General features: G+C 66.1%; 16 protein-coding genes and 1 tRNA gene. 11 read left to right on the forward strand and 6 right to left on the reverse strand.

The window, feature by feature from the left end; genetic code table 11:
• Positions 1-6: 6 nt before the first annotated feature.
• Positions 7-2,283 (reverse strand): arylsulfatase, encoded by a 2,277-nt coding sequence (locus tag ACQR1I_RS10420; protein WP_434864525.1) that lies wholly within the window; start codon positions 2,281-2,283, stop codon positions 7-9.
• A gap of 157 nt (positions 2,284-2,440) precedes the next feature.
• Here ACQR1I_RS10420 and ACQR1I_RS10425 point away from each other — a divergent pair, with 157 nt between their 5' ends.
• The 4 genes from ACQR1I_RS10425 (at position 2,441) to ACQR1I_RS10440 (ending at position 6,221) form a co-directional block, all read left to right on the forward strand.
• The gene (locus ACQR1I_RS10425; protein WP_434864526.1) at positions 2,441-3,139 is read left to right on the forward strand and encodes a TetR/AcrR family transcriptional regulator; all 699 of its coding nucleotides are present in this window, start codon (positions 2,441-2,443) and stop codon (positions 3,137-3,139) included.
• Positions 3,140-3,361: 222 nt separating this feature from the next.
• Positions 3,362-3,435 (forward strand) — tRNA-Gln (locus ACQR1I_RS10430).
• Positions 3,436-3,641: 206 nt separating this feature from the next.
• Positions 3,642-5,873 carry a tetratricopeptide repeat protein gene (locus tag ACQR1I_RS10435; RefSeq protein ID WP_434864527.1) on the forward strand — a complete coding sequence of 744 codons (2,232 nt, stop codon included), beginning with the start codon at positions 3,642-3,644 and terminating at the stop codon, positions 5,871-5,873.
• 189 nt (positions 5,874-6,062) lie between these two features.
• The gene (locus ACQR1I_RS10440; protein ID WP_434864528.1) at positions 6,063-6,221 is read left to right on the forward strand and encodes a hypothetical protein; all 159 of its coding nucleotides are present in this window, start codon (positions 6,063-6,065) and stop codon (positions 6,219-6,221) included.
• A 45-nt stretch (positions 6,222-6,266) separates the two neighbouring features.
• Here ACQR1I_RS10440 and ACQR1I_RS10445 read toward each other — a convergent pair whose 3' ends face one another.
• Together ACQR1I_RS10445 and ACQR1I_RS10450 are read right to left on the reverse strand one after the other, a co-directional pair.
• Positions 6,267-6,788, reverse strand: coding sequence for a hypothetical protein (locus ACQR1I_RS10445; protein WP_434864529.1), 522 nt, complete (start codon positions 6,786-6,788; stop codon positions 6,267-6,269).
• An 8-nt stretch (positions 6,789-6,796) separates the two neighbouring features.
• On the reverse strand, positions 6,797-7,105 hold the full coding sequence (locus ACQR1I_RS10450; RefSeq protein WP_434864530.1) for a hypothetical protein: 309 nt from the start codon (positions 7,103-7,105) through the stop codon (positions 6,797-6,799).
• Positions 7,106-7,250: 145 nt separating this feature from the next.
• Between ACQR1I_RS10450 and ACQR1I_RS10455 the strand changes: the two genes are divergently transcribed.
• The gene (locus ACQR1I_RS10455) at positions 7,251-7,700 is read left to right on the forward strand and encodes an NUDIX hydrolase (RefSeq protein ID WP_434865118.1); all 450 of its coding nucleotides are present in this window, start codon (positions 7,251-7,253) and stop codon (positions 7,698-7,700) included.
• A gap of 13 nt (positions 7,701-7,713) precedes the next feature.
• Here ACQR1I_RS10455 and hpaD read toward each other — a convergent pair whose 3' ends face one another.
• Complete coding sequence (hpaD, locus tag ACQR1I_RS10460; protein WP_434864531.1) at positions 7,714-8,631, reverse strand: 3,4-dihydroxyphenylacetate 2,3-dioxygenase; 918 nt, start codon at positions 8,629-8,631, stop codon at positions 7,714-7,716.
• Between the two features lie 161 nt (positions 8,632-8,792).
• On the reverse strand, positions 8,793-9,314 hold the full coding sequence (locus tag ACQR1I_RS10465) for an Hsp20/alpha crystallin family protein (protein WP_434864532.1): 522 nt from the start codon (positions 9,312-9,314) through the stop codon (positions 8,793-8,795).
• A gap of 471 nt (positions 9,315-9,785) precedes the next feature.
• On the opposite strand from ACQR1I_RS10465, the gene ACQR1I_RS10470 reads away from it, so the two are divergent.
• Both ACQR1I_RS10470 and ACQR1I_RS10475 read left to right on the forward strand, forming a co-directional pair.
• Positions 9,786-11,558, forward strand: coding sequence for an ATP-binding protein (locus ACQR1I_RS10470; protein WP_434864533.1), 1,773 nt, complete (start codon positions 9,786-9,788; stop codon positions 11,556-11,558).
• Between the two features lie 135 nt (positions 11,559-11,693).
• A complete protein-coding gene (locus ACQR1I_RS10475; protein WP_434864534.1) occupies positions 11,694-12,278 on the forward strand; it encodes a peroxidase-related enzyme in 585 nt (194 codons plus the stop codon).
• Between the two features lie 5 nt (positions 12,279-12,283).
• Here the strand turns inward: ACQR1I_RS10475 and ACQR1I_RS10480 are convergent, their stop codons facing one another.
• Entirely contained in the window at positions 12,284-12,907 is a 624-nt protein-coding gene (locus ACQR1I_RS10480; protein ID WP_434864535.1) for a ParB-like protein, read from the reverse strand.
• 193 nt (positions 12,908-13,100) lie between these two features.
• On the opposite strand from ACQR1I_RS10480, the gene ACQR1I_RS10485 reads away from it, so the two are divergent.
• The 4 genes from ACQR1I_RS10485 (at position 13,101) to ACQR1I_RS10500 (ending at position 15,628) form a co-directional block, all read left to right on the forward strand.
• Positions 13,101-13,451, forward strand: coding sequence for a hypothetical protein (locus tag ACQR1I_RS10485; protein ID WP_434864536.1), 351 nt, complete (start codon positions 13,101-13,103; stop codon positions 13,449-13,451).
• Positions 13,452-13,667: 216 nt separating this feature from the next.
• Complete coding sequence (locus ACQR1I_RS10490; RefSeq protein ID WP_006609130.1) at positions 13,668-13,949, forward strand: acyl carrier protein; 282 nt, start codon at positions 13,668-13,670, stop codon at positions 13,947-13,949.
• A gap of 9 nt (positions 13,950-13,958) precedes the next feature.
• Positions 13,959-14,429 carry a 3-hydroxyacyl-ACP dehydratase FabZ family protein gene (locus ACQR1I_RS10495; RefSeq protein ID WP_434864537.1) on the forward strand — a complete coding sequence of 157 codons (471 nt, stop codon included), beginning with the start codon at positions 13,959-13,961 and terminating at the stop codon, positions 14,427-14,429.
• Positions 14,426-15,628 carry a beta-ketoacyl-ACP synthase gene (locus tag ACQR1I_RS10500; protein WP_434864538.1) on the forward strand — a complete coding sequence of 401 codons (1,203 nt, stop codon included), beginning with the start codon at positions 14,426-14,428 and terminating at the stop codon, positions 15,626-15,628. The genes ACQR1I_RS10495 and ACQR1I_RS10500 overlap by 4 nt, the downstream gene beginning before the upstream one ends.
• Positions 15,629-15,666: the final 38 nt, after the last annotated feature.

Raw genomic sequence — 15,666 nt, forward strand, 5'->3', positions numbered from 1 at the left:
TGCCGGTTACTGCCGCGCCATCTCGGCGTTGCCCACGCTGTCACCGTCCAGGCTCTGCTCGTTCTGCATCGTCACCGTGACGTGCGACAGCCGTCCGGTGAAGGCGAACGGCGCCGCGTAGTCCGACACCGGGCTGCCGCGGTCGTGGCCGATGTCGAGTCCCGACCAGGAGATCAGCGTGTGGAAGGCGAGTTGCGTCGTCAGCGCGCCGGCCTCCTCGCCGTCGATCAGCAAGGTGTACTGGCTCATGCCGGTGCGCGCGCCCTTGGCCGGCTCGGTCTGCCGCCGGAGACGCTCGACGCGCAGGCCGAGGCGATGCGCGCCCGCCGGCACCGGACGCGTCGAGCGCACGATCTCGTGGCGGCCGCCGATGTTGAGATCGTGCACGAGATGGCCGTCCTTGACGTAGAGGCTGTAGCCCGACGTCGCGTCGCCATGGGCGATGAGCACACCGCTCACGCCGTCATCGATCTCGACATGGGCCTCGATCAGATAGTCGCGGCTGCGCACGTCGGGCGCGACGTCGGTCGGCACATGGCCCATGCCGGCGTGGAACGTGAAGCGCGTGCGCGCGCCGTGGAAGCGCGCAGCGTTCTCGGCAAAGCGCGGACCGAAGCGGTCGTCGAGCGGCAGCACCTGGTGCGCCTCCGCCTGTTCCCACCACAGCTTGACCAGCGCGGCGAGCCGCTCCGGCTCGGTGGCCGCGAGATCATGCGTCTCGGAGAAATCCTGGGCGAGGTGGAACAGCTCCCATTTGTCGTTGTCGAACGGCGTGCCGGTCGGATGAAACGCCACCGCCTTCCAGCCGTCGTGCCAGAGGCCGCGATGGCCGAACATCTCGAAATATTGCGCTGCTGGCTTCGACGGCGCAGCCGCATCGGTGATCGAGGCCGCGAAACTCACGCCTTCGAGCGGCATCTGCGGCACGCCTGCGAGAGTAGCGGGGGCTTCGATGCCGATCAGGTCGAGCAAGGTCGGCACGAGGTCGCAGGCATGGACGAACTGATGACGCAGCTCGCCGCGCGCGGCGATCGCCCGCGGCCATGACAGGATGAAGGGATCACGGATGCCGCCGCCATGGGTGTTCTGCTTGTAGCGCCTGAGCGGCGTGTTCGACGCCATCGCCCAGCCATGCGGAAAGTTCGAATGCGTATCCGGGCCACCGATGTCGTCGATGCGCGCGAGCTTCTCGGCGATTGGCTCCGGCTTGAAGTTGAACGGCCCCATCGCGTTGACGAAGCCGAGCGGCCCGCCCTCCTGGCTCGCGCCATTGTCGGACATCACGATGACCAGCGTGTTGTCGCGCTGGCCGGTCTTGTCGAGGAACGCAAGCAGCCGCGCCAGATGCTGGTCGGCATGATCGAGCATGCCGGCGAAGGCCGATTGCAGCCGGGTGAAGACGCGGCGCTCGTCGTCGGAATGCGCGTCCCAGGCCTTCACGCCGTCATTGCGCGGCGGCAAATCGGTCGAAGCGGGCACCAGTCCCATCGCCTTCTGCCGCGCCAGCCGCTGCTCGCGCTCGGCGTCCCAGCCGTGCGCGAAGACAGGATCGTAGCTCTCGATGATGTCGCGCGGCGCCTGATGCGGAGCGTGGCAGGCGCCAAGCGCAAGCCAGGTCAGCCACGGCAGTTCGGGCCGGTCGGCGCCATGATCGGCGATGAAGCGGATCGCCTGGTCGACGAGATCGGCGGTCAGGTGATAGCCGTCGGCGTAGCTGCCGGGCGGTGGGACATGCGTGTTGTCGAGCACGAGCTCCGGCGCATATTGATCGGTCTCGGCATCGAGGAAGCCATAGAAGCGGTCGAAGCCGCGGCCGAGCGGCCAGCCGTCGAACGGCCCGGTCGCGCCGCTCTCGGTCAGCGGCGTCACGTGCCACTTGCCGACCATGTAGTTGCGATAGGCATGGGCGCGCAGCATCTCGGCCAAGGTCCCCGCCTCGCGCGCGATCTTGCCGCGATAACCGGGATAGCCCGAGTCGAAATTGGCGAGGCAACCGACGCCGACGGAATGATGGTTGCGACCGGTCAGCAGCGCCGCGCGCGTGGTCGAGCACATTGCTGTCGTGTGGAAGCCGGAATAGCGCAGGCCTTGCGCGGCCAGCGCGTCGATCGCCGGCGTGCGGATCGGCGAGCCGTAACAGCCGAAATCGGAGAAGCCGACGTCGTCGAACAGCACCACCAGGATGTTCGGCGCGCCCTTGGGCGGCTGCGGCGGCGCCGGCCACCACGGCTTGGAGTTCGCGATCGTCCTGCCGATCGTGCCGCCGAAGGCTGGCTCACTCATGGCTCTTCCTCCCTGTCGCTCGCGTCCTCGCCGCATCGCGGCCGGCGCTCGTCTGTTTCGCTCTGCATCGGGTCGCAGCGTCATGCCGGACGGGCCGGCGCGCTTGCTCCGAATGATAATCATAATTATGATTATGGTTCCAGAGGGAGAGCGCGCCATGGCCCAGCGCAGCGCACAGGTCGACCTGCCCGGCGTCACGCCGTCGCGGCAGCAGCGTAGCCGTGAGATGACGAAGGCGCTGTTCACAGCCGGCGCCGAGCTGTTGTGCACGCGCAGCCTGGCGGAGCTCTCGATCAGCGATCTCTGCGCCCATGTCGGCGCCACGGTCGGCGCCTTCTACAGCCGGTTCGAGAGCAAGGAGGCCTATTTCAACGCCCTGCTCGCGCTGACCCTGAGCGACGGCCGCGAGCAGTTGCTGAAGCTGCCGCAGGCCGATGCGGCATCCGGACGCGATTCCGGCGAGCAGTGCCGGCTCCTGGTTCGCGCCATCGTGCTGTGGATGCGCCGGCACAAGGGCGTGCTGCGCGCCGCCCTGGTGCGGAGCGAGCACGGGGCCAACAACTGGACCGGGTTCAAGGACCTCGCGCAGGCGCTGTCGGCGCGCACGACCACGGTCCTGCTCGCCGTGGTGCACGGCGAGGCGCCAAAGCGCCGGCGCTCGGGGACGACCGACGAGCGGCGCACGGTCGCCTTCGGCGTCCAGGTGGTGCTCGGCACGCTGGTCAACGCCATCCTCAACGATCCCGGCCCGCTGTCGATCGACGATGACGAGATCGCGGACAGGCTCGGCGAATGCCTGCTGCTGCTGCTCAACGCCGGCCCTCCGACCCGGCCGCGGGCGGGTCGCAAGCGATAGCGAGACGGTCTGGGGTCAGCCGACCCGCTCAGCCGCCCTAACCGGCCCGGAAGCCCGTCTCAGCCGCCGCCAAACAGGTTGGAAATCCGTCATCCAGCGGCTTGCCAAAGCCTTGGACATGCGGGTAGAAGGACGCGTCGTCGCCGCCGCGCTGTGTCGTGGGCGGCTCGCAAGACGGTGCCAGACAGTTCAGCAATCGATTGAAACTGCACGGCAATCCGTTGGGGAATGGTGTAACGGTAGCACAACAGACTCTGACTCTGTTTGTCTTGGTTCGAATCCAGGTTCCCCAGCCAGCTTGATCTCGGCGCGACAGCCCGCCCCTCATCCTCGTGACCTCGTTCGATCCCGGCAGGTCTGGCACGCCCGCCTGACCGCGGGCCTCCGCATCACCCCGCTGGTGCTCCCGCCTGTTCGGCGCTCGTTAACCTCTGCGCATTGCGAATCGGCGAGAACGGAACAACCATTCCGAGCGTCGGACCGCGTCTGAGGAGGACGGCACTTGCAAAGCAGCGTCGGCTCGCGGGCCTTTCAGAACGCACGTCACCAGAAGCGCGCCAAGAAGCAGGCCGAGGTGCTGCTGCCGGCCGCGATCAAGGCCTATCGCGAGGGCCGGCATCCGGAGGCGCAGGCGCTATGCCGGCAGATCCTGCAGGAGCTGCCGGAGCATTTCAGCGCCCTGCATCTGCTCGGCGTGTCCGAACGGGAGTGCGGCCGGTTTGATCAGGCCGTGCTCTTCCTGACGCGCGCGGTCGAGACCGACCCGCGCTCGGCCGACGCCCAGTCCGATCTCGGCGTGTCGCTGTCCCGGCTCGGCCGCCACGACGACGCGCGCGCCCGCTTCGAGCGCGCCATCGCGCTCAAGCCGAACTTCCCGAGCGCGCTCACCCATCTCGGCAATGCGTTGATGAGCCTGTTCCGTTTCGACGAGGCGATAGCAGCGCATGACCGCGCAATCGCGCTGAAGCCGGACCATGCCGAGGCCTACGCCAATCGCGGCATGGCGCTGATGTTCACGAGCCGCAACGCCGAGGCCGGCCAGAATTTCGATCGCGCGCTGTCGCTGCAGCCGCGGTTGCTGTCGGCCCTGTTCGGCAAGGCCGTGGCCAGCATGAACCTGCGGGATTTCGACGCTGCGCTGACCGCGCTGAATGCAGCGCTGGCGATCAATCCGAAGGCGGCCGCCGTGCTCGCCCAGCGCGGGCGGGCTTATCAGGAGTTGGGCAAGTTCGACCAGGCGGAAGCCGATTTCGACGCCGCGCTCGCCCTCGAACCGCTGCTGGAAGCCGCACTGTGCGGCAAGGCCGAGATGACCCTGGTCAACGGCAACATCGCGCTGGCGATCTCGGTCACCAACAAGGTGCTGGCACAGAACCCGAACTCGGAGATCGCCTGGACCCTGCTCGGCGTCTGCGCCGCGGCGCAGGGCGACACCGCCACGGCGATCGACCATTACGACCGCGCGCTCGCGATCCGGCCGAACCATGAGGACGCGATCACCAAGAAGATCTTTGCACTGGATTTCCTGCCCGACACCGGGGTGGAACGTCTCCAGGCTGCGCGGAAATATTGGTGGGAGGCGATCGGGTCGCGACTGGAACGCCGCGCGCTCGGCGTGCGAAACTTCGACCCGGACCGGCGGCTCGTCGTCGGCTACGTCTCATCCGACTTCCGCGACCATTCGGCGGCCTTTGCCTTCCTGCCCATTCTGCGCCACCACGACCGCGCGAAGTTCGAGATCCTGGCCTATTCCTGTTCGCCGATGAAGGACGCCAAGACCGAGCTCTGCCGCTCGCTGGTCGATCGCTTCGTCGACGCCTCGCTGTGGGGCGACGACAGGCTCGCCGATCAGATTAGGGACGACAAGGTCGACATTCTCGTCGACCTCTCGGGGCATTCCGCCGGCCACCGGCTCACGATGTTTGCGCGCAAGCCTGCGCCGATCCAGGTCTCCGCCGTCGGCAGCGTCACCGGCACGGGCCTGCCCGTGATGGATTATCTGCTGGCCGATCCGGTGACGATCCCGGCCGAGGTCCGGCATCTGTTTGCCGAGACGATCTACGACCTGCCATCGCTGATCACGATCGAGCCGCCGCCGCCGATTCCGCCATCGCCGCTGCCGATGCTTCGCAACGGCCACGTCACCTTCGGCGCGTTCAACCGTATCGACAAGCTGTCCGAGCCTTGCCTCGCGCTCTGGTCGCAGCTGCTGGCGGCGACTCCCGGCTCGGTCATCGTCGTCAAGAACCACTCGCTGAGCGATGCCCTGCAGCGCGACCGATTGATTGCGCGCTTCGTCGCTCACGGCATTTCCGCGGACCGTGTCCGTTGTGAAGGAAAGACGACGCGCCAGGAGCATCTTGCGATGTTCGCCGAGATCGACATCTCGCTCGATCCGTTCCCGCAAAATGGCGGCATCTCGACCTGGGAGTCGCTGCAGATGGGCGTGCCCGTCGTCACCAAGCTCGGCAGCGGCCCCGCCGCGCGCGCCGGCGGCGCGATTCTCAAGGCGATCGGCCTCGACGACTGGGTCGCCGACGACGATGACGGCTATCTGGCAACGGCGCTGAATTTCTGTTCCCGGCCCAGCGAGCTCGCCGCGCTGCGCGCCGAGTTGCCGAGCAGAATCCTGAACTCGGCCGCCGGCGACGGCGCGCTCTACACGCAGCATGTCGAACAGGCCTACCGCACGTTCTGGCACGACTATCTTGCGAAGGTGACGATCAGGACTTGAGCGTTCACGGCGCCGAAGCGCAGCCGGCCGAAACGTCTGTGGGCATTGCCCCGCGGCCGCATTCCGCGTTCGTCGCTCCCGGCGCCGCGGTGTGCGACCGGTCACGGTTTTAACCCGGCATTCACCACGATCCTGAGCCCGCGGGAACGATGCAATTTGTATCAACTTGTTCGGACGAGGAGACGGCACATGAGCAAGCTGCAGGATCTCGAAGACCAGATCATGCGAGCCGAGCGGCTCGAGCGGAGCATCACCGACATACTCACCATCGAGCGGCTGCGCCAGTTCGCCGCCGAGTGCCGGCGCGAATTCGAGCGGCTGTCGCATCGCCCGCGCTGTGCGGCCTGATCACGCGTGCAACCATCGCGCAGCGGAGCCGATCGCAATGTGCGGTCAGGAGCAGGTTGTGACCATGTTGGTGCACAGCTGCCTGGTCCAGCCGATCCCCTTCTTGACGCGGACCTTGGCGAACGCGCCGGAGCAGCCGAGCAGTTCGACGGCCTGATCGCCGCTCGCATGGGGATCGAGCTTCGGGCTCGCCGTGTCATGGTCGCGGTAGATGACCGCGCCATTCTGCAGTCCGCTCGCACCGACGACGCTTCGGTGCACGAAGCCCCGCCCCTGAAAGATCACGCTCTCCCGGTCCTGGTCGACATCGATCAGCGTCGCCCGATCGATCTCGAACCAATCGTCCTGCTGCGCCGTCAGATGCACGACGATCCAGCCATTGCTGGTCGGGTTCTTCAGCGCCGCGACGATGCTGCCGCCGGGAGCGGCCCGCACATTGGTGCCGTGCGGATCCTGGTCGGTGATGTCGACAGCGACGTTGCACGCCTCACGCACCGCCCCTTGAGCCGAGGCGTAGCTGGGGACCGCGAGCAGCGCGGCGAGCAAACAGACCATCTTGTGCATCATCACAGCGTTCAATCCCGGCCAAGGTTCGAATTGGTCGCCGCTGCGGCTTCGAAGTTCAACGGGCGGAAGGCCGGCATGCCACCCGCGAAGCGTCCAAAACGCCAAACTCGGGGCGCGCCCAGGCGGATCAGGCTCAGGCGTTGGATGGACTGACGGCGGAGGCCGTGCCCGGCCGATCGGACGCAGCGTTGCCAGCGCACGCTGATGCGACGACCAACGCGCTTCGCTTCGATGTGCCGCCGCGCCTCTTCTCGTCGATGTCTGCCCGTCGGGCTGGTGATCGTGGAACAGCCCTTGCGCCGCCGGGCAAATCGCATTCATCTTCTCGCGCGCCCGTGCTCGTCATGAGGCGCTTCGCGATCGTCGCGGATGCGGAGTGCGGGATGCGATGGCTCCTAGGCGTTGCGAGGCGCGGCACGATCCGACAACGTGCGTGGCGGTTTTCCCGGAAAGTCTCGTCGGATGCGTGAACGCCCCTCCTCCCGCCTGCTGGTGCTCGATCCCGAGGACCGGTTGCTGTTGTTCAAGTTCGTGCACATCGCGGGCGCGCTGCAGGGGCAGCAGTTCTGGGCGACGCCGGGCGGCGGGCTCGATCCCGGCGAGAGCTACGAGGCGGCGGCCTGCCGCGAGATGTTCGAGGAAACCGGCATCCGGATCGAGAATCCCGGATCCCAGATCGCGCGCCGGTTGGTGACCTTCACCATGGTCGATGGCGAGCAAGTCAGCTCGGACGAGCGCTACTTCCTCGTCAGGGTGTCGAGCGCCGACATTGCGTCGACGCATTGGACCGAACTGGAACGGGCCGCGATCGCGGCCCAGCACTGGTGGCAGCCGACGGAACTCATGGCGACGACCGAACAGGTCTTTCCCGAAGACATCGTCGAGCTGCTCAGGCGCGTGGGCGCCTGGTGAAGCCAGCGGCGTGCTACAGCCGCCCTCCCGCGAGCGCAGCAGCGCGCGGCCGGCCGATGTCGTTGATGGCGCTGGGCATCGGCGAGACCGGAAAGATCGCGTTGATCTGTCCGGTGCCGGACGACGGGAAGAATGGCGTCACGACCTCGACGCCGCGGTCATAATGGTTCCAGCCGAGCGCGCCGAGCAGCATGGCGGTGTCGTGCATGAAGCCCTCGCCGTGACCCTTGCTGGCGTATTCCGGCAGCATGTCGCAGAAGTCGGGCCACTCGCCCTGCTCCCACATCTGGATAACTTCGTGGTCGAGCCGCTCGAGGAACGGGCTGAACATCTTATCGCGATAGTCGTCGGCGGTGCCGTTCTGTGCGAAGCGATGGCTGAGGGAGCCCGAGGCGAAAAACGCCACCGTGCCGTCATAGTGATCCTCGACGGCGCGGCGGAACGCCCAGCCGAGCTTGGCGCTGTCGGCAAGATAATGCGAGGTGCACAGCGCCGAGACCGAGACCACCTTGAAGTGGCGGTCGGCATTCATGTAGCGCATCGGCACCAGGGTGCCGTATTCGAGCGCCAGCGACGTGGCGTCATGGGCCATGGTGGCCACGCCATGGGCGTTGGCGCCTTCAGCCAGGATGTGACCGAGCTCCGGGTTGCCATCGTATTCGTAGGTCATGTTGGCGATAAAATGCGGCAGCTCGTTCGAGGTGTAGAGCCCCTGGAAATGCGGCGCGCAATTGATGTGGTATCCGGCGTTGACCAGCCAATGCGTATCGAACACGACGATGGTGTCGACACCGGCCTCGCGGCAGCGCCGCCCGATCTCGAGGTGACCGTCGATCGCCGACTGGCGCTTGCCCTTGGCCGGCCCATCGAGCTCGCTGAGATACATCGAGGGCACATGCGTGATCTTGGCCGCCAATGCGAGCTTGCCCATTACCTCGTCTCCCTTCCCGTCGTTCCCCCGGTCCGGCATCGCCGACCGCTTGCTTGACCATCAGATTAGCCGGGCAGCCCCACGAAAAAAAGGGCCGCCACCGCGGCCCTTTTGCCGATCGAAGCCGCCGCTGTCACATGATCATGGGACAGCAAGCGCGATCACGCCGCCTTGATGTCGATCGTCTTGGCGGCCTTCTGGACCTCGGGCTTCTTCGGCAGGGTTACCTTGAGCACACCCTGCTTGAACACGGCCCCGATCTTGTCGGTGTCGACGCCATCCGGGATCTGGAAGGAGCGCTCGAACGCGCCGAAGCTGCGCTCACGGACATGGTAGTCCTTGCCCTTTTCTTCCTTGTCCTCCTGCTTCTCGCCCTTGATCGACAGCACGCCGCCCGCGACCTTCACCTCGACGGCCTTCTCATCGAGACCCGGCAGCTCCGCCGAGATCTCGTAGGCATTGTCGTGCTCGGCGACGTCGACGGCCGGTGCCGCGGCGAAGGACCGCGCCCGCGCCAGGCTCGGCAACTGGTCGAACAGCGACGGCGTCCGCCAGATCCCGCCGTGGAAGTCTTCGAAGACGCGATCGATCTCGCGTCGCAGGTTTTCAAACGGCCGCCATCCTTGCACGGAAGGGGCATTCGCCTTGTCGGTGTTGACGGGCAGTTTGGTGGGTTCAGCCATGACATCATCCTCCTGCTTGACGCGAGGATCGGCTGTGCAGCGGGATGGCGCGGCGATCGCGCTTGACGAGATCGGCCGGGCTCCGCTCCCTCGCGCTTGAGGCGAGAAATATACCGGCGGCACTCGCGTTCCATATTGATCGCGATCAAATCCTGAAGCGGACGCACGGACCGCATCGCCGCGCGCTCGTCGTCGACGCCGCACTCGTTCGATGCGCGCGCAAAGCTGAACGGGCGCTTGAAATGGTAAACCGGACGTTACCTGCAGCGGCTCGCGCAACGCATTAGGCGAGAATGCAGAAAGCTTTATACGCCAATGCGTTACGCCTATTTCAGAAAGCGTGCATAGAACGTCCCGAACAGCCTCCGGCGTGCGCAAAGCGGCCAGAGCGCGCCGACAATTGTGAACCGTTTAACAGATTCTCCAGTCCCTCGGGCGAAGGTGTCAGCTCAACAATTCACCACAGGTTTCATGACCGTGACATCCTTCGGACGCGTGATCTCGGTGCGAGGCTCACAAGCCCGCGTCGGCATTCTGCCGACCAGGCAGATGACCGTCTCCGACATCCGCGCGACAGTCGGCCGCTTCATCAGCATCCGCTGCCCCAGCGCCACGATCATCGCGATCATCACCGAGGTCACCAGCGAAGACCTCTCCCAGGCCAAGGAATACGTTGCGACCGCGTCGGTCGATCTGCTCGGCGAGATCCTCGGTCCGGCCGAGCGGCCCAAGTTCCAGCGCGGCGTCACCCACTATCCGACCATCGGCGACGCCGTCGACATGATCACCAGCCAGGAGCTGCGCACGATCTACACGCCGACCGCCGGCGACCACATCGACATCGGCGCGCTGCAACAGGACACGTCCGTGCGCGCCTGCGTCAATGTCGAGGAGATGCTGTCCAAGCATTTCGCGGTGCTCGGCTCGACCGGCGTCGGCAAATCGACCGGCGTGTCGCTGCTGCTCAACGAGATCCTGAAGGCGCGGCCGAACCTGCGCATCTTCCTGCTCGACGTCCACAACGAATATGGCCGCTGCTTCGGCGAGAAGGCGCTGGTCTTGAACCCGCGCAATCTGAAGCTGCCGTTCTGGCTGTTCAATTTCGAGGAGATCGTCGACGTCCTGTTCGGCGGCCGTCCTGGCGTGCCGGAGGAGCTCGACATCCTCGCCGAGGTGATCCCGCTGGCGAAGGGCATCTACACCCAGTACCAGAACTCCGACCGCATCGGCCTCAAGCGCATCGATCCCAAAACCGTCGGCTACACCGTCGATACGCCCGTCCCCTATCGCCTCGTCGACCTGATCAACCTGATCGACGAGCGCATGGGCAAGCTCGAGAACCGCTCCTCGCGCATCATCTATCACAAGCTGATCTCGCGCATCGAGACCGTGCGCAACGACCCGCGCTACGCCTTCATGTTCGACAACGCCAATGTCGGCGGCGACACCATGGCCGAGGTCATCAGCCATCTGTTCCGCCTGCCCGCCAACGGCCGGCCGATGACGGTGATGCAGCTCGCCGGCTTCCCGGCCGAGGTGGTCGATTCCGTCGTGTCGGTGGTCTGCCGCATGGCGTTCGATTTCGGCCTGTGGAGCGATGGCGTCTCGCCGCTGCTGTTCGTCTGCGAGGAAGCGCACCGCTACGCCTCCGCCGACCGCTCGATCGGCTTCGGCCCGACCCGCAAGGCGATCTCGCGCATCGCCAAGGAAGGCCGCAAATACGGCGTCTATCTCGGCCTCGTCACACAGCGGCCGGCCGAGCTCGACGCCACCATCATTTCCCAGTGCAACACGCTGTTCACGATGCGCCTCGCCAACGAGCGCGACCAGTCACTGCTGCGCTCGGCGGTCTCAGACGCCGCCGCCAACCTGCTCTCCTTCGTCCCCTCGCTCGGCACCCGCGAGGTGCTGGCATTCGGCGAAGGCGTCGCGCTGCCGACCCGGCTGCGCTTCAAGGAGGTGCCGCTGCATCAGCTGCCGCGCAGCGAGGCCACGATCGCCACCGTGCGCTCGGTCAATGCCGGACACGACATGCATTTCGTCAGCGCGGTGCTGGAACGCTGGCGCGGTGCCACCTCGAGCCGGGACAACTCGGGCGGCGACGGTGGCGTCAGCAGCCTCGGCGACCGTCCCAGCCTCGGCGATCGTCCGAGCCTCTCCGCCTCGCTGGATGCGCCCATGCTGCAGCCGTCGCTGGGTCTCGACCCCGACCGCTTCTCGCTGCTGAAGAAGCCGCTGCGCTGAGCAGCTCCGTCTGCCGGCGCTTCGACCTCGTGGCGGGCGGTCCGCCGCGCTGAATGTCAAACTGCGCCTGACAGGTTGCACGACCTCTGCGATCGACTAAGGTTCGCGTCCCCAGACGCCAGCCGGACCGTTGCCATGACCCAGCCCGCCATCAGCCGCTTTCCCGTCCCCGCCATCGACACGCTGCCGGACGACATTCGCACGCGCCTGCTCGGTGTGCAGGAAAAGAGCGGCTTCGTGCCCAACGTGTTCCTGACCCTGGCGCACCGCCCGGACGAGTTCCGCGCCTTCTTCGCCTACCACGACGCGCTGATGGACAAGGACGGCGGGCTGACCAAGGCCGAGCGCGAGATGATCGTGGTGGCGACGTCCAGCGCCAACCAGTGCCAGTATTGCGTGATCGCGCATGGCGCGATCCTGCGCATCCGCGCCAAGAACCCGCTGATTGCCGACCAGATCGCGATCAACTACCGCAAGGCCGACATCACGCCGAGACAGCGCGCGATGCTCGACTTCGCGATGAAGGTGGCGCTGGAGGCGCAGACCGTCGGCGACGCCGATTTCAAGGCGCTGGCCGGCCACGGTTTCAGCGACGACGACATCTGGGATATCGCCGCCATCGCCGCCTTCTTCGCGCTGTCGAACCGAATGGCCAATGTCACCGGCATGCGTCCCAATGACGAGTTCTACCTGATGGGACGGCTGCCGAAGGCGAAGTAAGCGGATCAGTCGTCCGACGCCGGCCCGCACCAGCCGGGCAGATAGACCGCGTCGTGGCTCTTGGCGAGCGCCAGCGCATGCTCCATGGCGACGCCAAAGCGATCCTCGACCGTCTTACGCTTAACCTTGCGGCGAAGGAAATCGGCCCACAGGAATTCGCTGAACGGCGTGGTGTCCTTGGCGAAGCCGCCGGCGCGGCGAAGCTCGCCGGCCAGGCTGCGGAACGGATCGTCCTTCAGATCCGCGACCGTATTCGGCAGGTCCTTGAAATGCCGCCGCTCGCCCTTGGCATCGTAAGGATAGACCCAGCGCTTGTTGTCCATCACGCCCCAGAACGCCTCGCGATCGACCATCGTGAGGTCGCCGATCACGCTGACGAGCACGTCCTTGACGCCCTCGTCGTGAAGCGCACGGGCGAGGTGATGGTGGTCCACCACGTAGTGCCGCTGGTCCGGGCCGAGCACGACCGGGATCATGTGCTTGCCGAGCAGCTCGGCCTGTTTCGTCTTTTTGTGCGCGCGCCAGCGCTCGCGCTTCTCCTTCACCTCGCGCATTCCGACGGTCATCTGCGTCGGGCGCAGGGACAGGATCGGCACGGGATGCAGCAGCGGCTCGCGGGTATTGGCCATGGGTTTGGCTCCAACGGATTTCGCGGCAATCCCCGGCTGGATTAGCGCCGGCGCGGGTTCCCTCGATATACCAAATGCGGCTGCTACGACACAGCCGCAAGGCGACCTGCTCGTCTGGTACAGCTCAACAGCGGCAAAGTTTCTTTGTGGGAGGCTGGTCTCGCGTGCTAAGAAGGAGCATTGGAGTCGAGGCATGAAGACCCAGCGCCCCATGGCAGTGGAGGAGGAGCATCGCGTGGTGCCGTTCCGGCCGCGCAGTGGTCCGGCGCGGCACGTGACCGAAGGCGGGGGTCCGCCGGTGCCTCTGCATCGCCGCCCGCCGGCGGCGCTCGATCTGTCCCGCTACGAGCAGCCGCGCGAGCAGCCGGACGACTTCCGTCACCGCATCCTGGCCAACATCGCCGCCATCGCCTTCACCATCGCCCTCACCGCCATCGGCATCTGGCTGGCGGTGAGCATCGCGGATCTGCGCAAGACCCAGGATTGCCTCCTCACGGGACGGCGCGATTGCGCCCGCATCATCACCGAGACCTACACCCCCTGACCCCTCACCACACGGCGGAGCCGCCGCCGACGACGCATCACAATCCCGCCACAACCGGCGTGCCCGGCTCCATTGAACTCACCGCGACGCTCCGATATACGGGCACACGACTCCTGGGCGACGGGGGTAAAAGGGCTCGCATCAGCGCCTTTCGGGGGCGCGGTGTCCTCTCGTTGCCCTTATCCGGATTAGCTCCAATATATCAAAGGCTTAGTGATGTCCTCAACATTCGATCAGGTCGCCACGATCATCGCTGAAACCTGCGACATCCCGCGCGACACGATCACGCCGGATAGCCACGCCATCGACGATCTGGGCATCGACAGCCTCGATTTCCTCGACATCGCGTTTGCGATCGACAAGGCCTTCGGGATCAAGCTGCCGCTCGAGAAGTGGACGCAGGAAGTCAACGACGGCAAAGCCAGCACCGAGCAGTATTTCGTGCTGAAGAACCTGTGCGCCCGCATCGACGAGCTGGTCGCCGCCAAGGGCGCCTGAGCGCCCGCCATGCAGATCGAATACTTCAAGCTCATCGACCGCATTCTCGACCTCAAGGCGGACGAGAAGACAATCACCGTCGAAGCCAGGGTTCCCACAGAGAGCACGATTTTCGAAGGGCATTTCCCGGGACATCCGATCATGCCCGGCGTGCTGCTGATCGAATCGATGGCGCAGACCTCGGGCTGGCTCCTGCTGGCTCTGATGAAGTTCGAGCGGATGCCGTTTCTCGCCGCGGTGAAGGAAGCCAAGATGCGCGGCTTCGTGACGCCTGGCGAGGTGCTGACGGTGGAAGCCAACGTGATCCACGAAGGGTCCGGCTACGCAATGACGGAAGCGCGGGTGAAGGTCGCCGGCAAGCTGCGCTCGAACGCGAGCCTGACCTTCAGCCACGTCCCCTTCCCCAATCCGGAATTGCGCGGACACATGGACGCCGAGGCCAAGCGCATCGGCTTTCCGCAACAGGCGCTGCAGCGATGAGTGAGACCACAGCCGTGACCGAGCCCGTGGAAGTCTGGATCACCGGCATTGGTCTTGCGACCTCGCTCGGCGAAGGCCTCGATGCGAATTGGCAAGCCCTCAACGCCGGCCAGATCAACGTCGACGAGACGGGGTTCGCGCCCTACATCGTGCATCCCTGGGCAAAGGTGAACCTCGAAGCGCAAATTCCTAAGAAGGAACAGCGCCAGATGGAGGCGTGGCAGCGCATCGGCACCTATGCCGCCGGGCTTGCGCTGGATTCCGCGGGCCTCAAGGGCAACAAGGACATCCTGTCCCGGATGGACATGATCGTCGCCGCCGGCGGTGGCGAGCGCGACATCTCCGTCGACACCGCCATTCTCAACGCCGAGGCGCAGGGCAACTGCACGCCCGGCTTCCTCAACGACCGGCTGATGAGCGACCTGCGCCCGACGCTGTTCCTGGCGCAGCTGTCCAACCTGCTCGCCGGCAACATCGCGATCTCGCACGGCGTCTGCGGGACGTCGCGCACCTTCATGGGCGAAGAGGTCGCAGGCGTCGACGCTTTCAAGATCGCGCTGGCGCGCATCGCCGGCCGCCAGAGCGACATTGCGCTGGTCGGCGGCTCGCACAATGGCGAGCGCAAGGACCTGCTCGTGCTCTACGAGTTCGGCGACTACAATCTGAAGAACCAGTTCAAGCCGGTGTGGGCGCGCCAGGACCATCCAGGCTTCGCGCTGGGATCGGCCGGCGCGTTTCTGGTGCTGGAATCCAGGCCGCATGCGGAGGCGCGCGGCGCCAAGCCGCTGGCGCGGCTGAGCAAGGTCGTCGCCGACCGCGCCCGCCGCAAGGAGGCTGGCGCCGTGACCGGGACGCTGGACCGGCTGTGGTCGGCACTCGATGTTCACGAGGCGCCGGGCGCGATCATCACCGGCGCCACGGGCGCGGAGCCGGTGACGTCGGAGGAGCGCGCCTTCCTCGATCACCACAAGTCGTTCGCCGTCCGGTCGAGCGGCACCCGCTTCGGTCATACGATGGAGGCGCATTTCGCGCTCGATCTTGCACTTGCCGCGCTCTCGATCTCGCGCGGCGCGCTGTTCGCGCCGGGTGACTCCTCGGGCGTCGAAACCGAGATGAAGGAGGCTCCGACCCAGATCGTGGTGGTCGGCGCCGGCCATTACCGCGGCGAAGGCATGGCCTTGGTCGAAGCAGTCAAGTGAACGCGGCGCGCGGCTAGAGACGACGCGACGGGGGACAT

The sequence above is a fragment of the Bradyrhizobium sp. HKCCYLS2038 genome (genome assembly GCF_051167655.1).
Taxonomy (GTDB): Bacteria; Pseudomonadota; Alphaproteobacteria; order Rhizobiales; family Xanthobacteraceae; genus Bradyrhizobium.

What these genes read in the sequence shown, in the direction of transcription:
- ACQR1I_RS10420 (WP_434864525.1), bottom strand. Translation starts at nt 2,283, where the DNA reads ATGAGTGAGCCAGCCTTCGGCGGCACGATCGGCAGGACGATCGCGAAC.
- ACQR1I_RS10425 (WP_434864526.1), top strand. Translation starts at nt 2,441, where the DNA reads ATGGCCCAGCGCAGCGCACAGGTCGACCTGCCCGGCGTCACGCCGTCG.
- ACQR1I_RS10440 (WP_434864528.1), top strand. Translation starts at nt 6,063, where the DNA reads ATGAGCAAGCTGCAGGATCTCGAAGACCAGATCATGCGAGCCGAGCGG.
- ACQR1I_RS10445 (WP_434864529.1), bottom strand. Translation starts at nt 6,788, where the DNA reads ATGATGCACAAGATGGTCTGTTTGCTCGCCGCGCTGCTCGCGGTCCCC.
- ACQR1I_RS10450 (WP_434864530.1), bottom strand. Translation starts at nt 7,105, where the DNA reads ATGCGATTTGCCCGGCGGCGCAAGGGCTGTTCCACGATCACCAGCCCG.
- ACQR1I_RS10455 (WP_434865118.1), top strand. Translation starts at nt 7,251, where the DNA reads ATGCGTGAACGCCCCTCCTCCCGCCTGCTGGTGCTCGATCCCGAGGAC.
- hpaD (WP_434864531.1), bottom strand. Translation starts at nt 8,631, where the DNA reads ATGGGCAAGCTCGCATTGGCGGCCAAGATCACGCATGTGCCCTCGATG.
- ACQR1I_RS10465 (WP_434864532.1), bottom strand. Translation starts at nt 9,314, where the DNA reads ATGGCTGAACCCACCAAACTGCCCGTCAACACCGACAAGGCGAATGCC.
- ACQR1I_RS10470 (WP_434864533.1), top strand. Translation starts at nt 9,786, where the DNA reads ATGACCGTGACATCCTTCGGACGCGTGATCTCGGTGCGAGGCTCACAA.
- ACQR1I_RS10475 (WP_434864534.1), top strand. Translation starts at nt 11,694, where the DNA reads ATGACCCAGCCCGCCATCAGCCGCTTTCCCGTCCCCGCCATCGACACG.
- ACQR1I_RS10480 (WP_434864535.1), bottom strand. Translation starts at nt 12,907, where the DNA reads ATGGCCAATACCCGCGAGCCGCTGCTGCATCCCGTGCCGATCCTGTCC.
- ACQR1I_RS10485 (WP_434864536.1), top strand. Translation starts at nt 13,101, where the DNA reads ATGAAGACCCAGCGCCCCATGGCAGTGGAGGAGGAGCATCGCGTGGTG.
- ACQR1I_RS10490 (WP_006609130.1), top strand. Translation starts at nt 13,668, where the DNA reads ATGTCCTCAACATTCGATCAGGTCGCCACGATCATCGCTGAAACCTGC.
- ACQR1I_RS10495 (WP_434864537.1), top strand. Translation starts at nt 13,959, where the DNA reads ATGCAGATCGAATACTTCAAGCTCATCGACCGCATTCTCGACCTCAAG.
- ACQR1I_RS10500 (WP_434864538.1), top strand. Translation starts at nt 14,426, where the DNA reads ATGAGTGAGACCACAGCCGTGACCGAGCCCGTGGAAGTCTGGATCACC.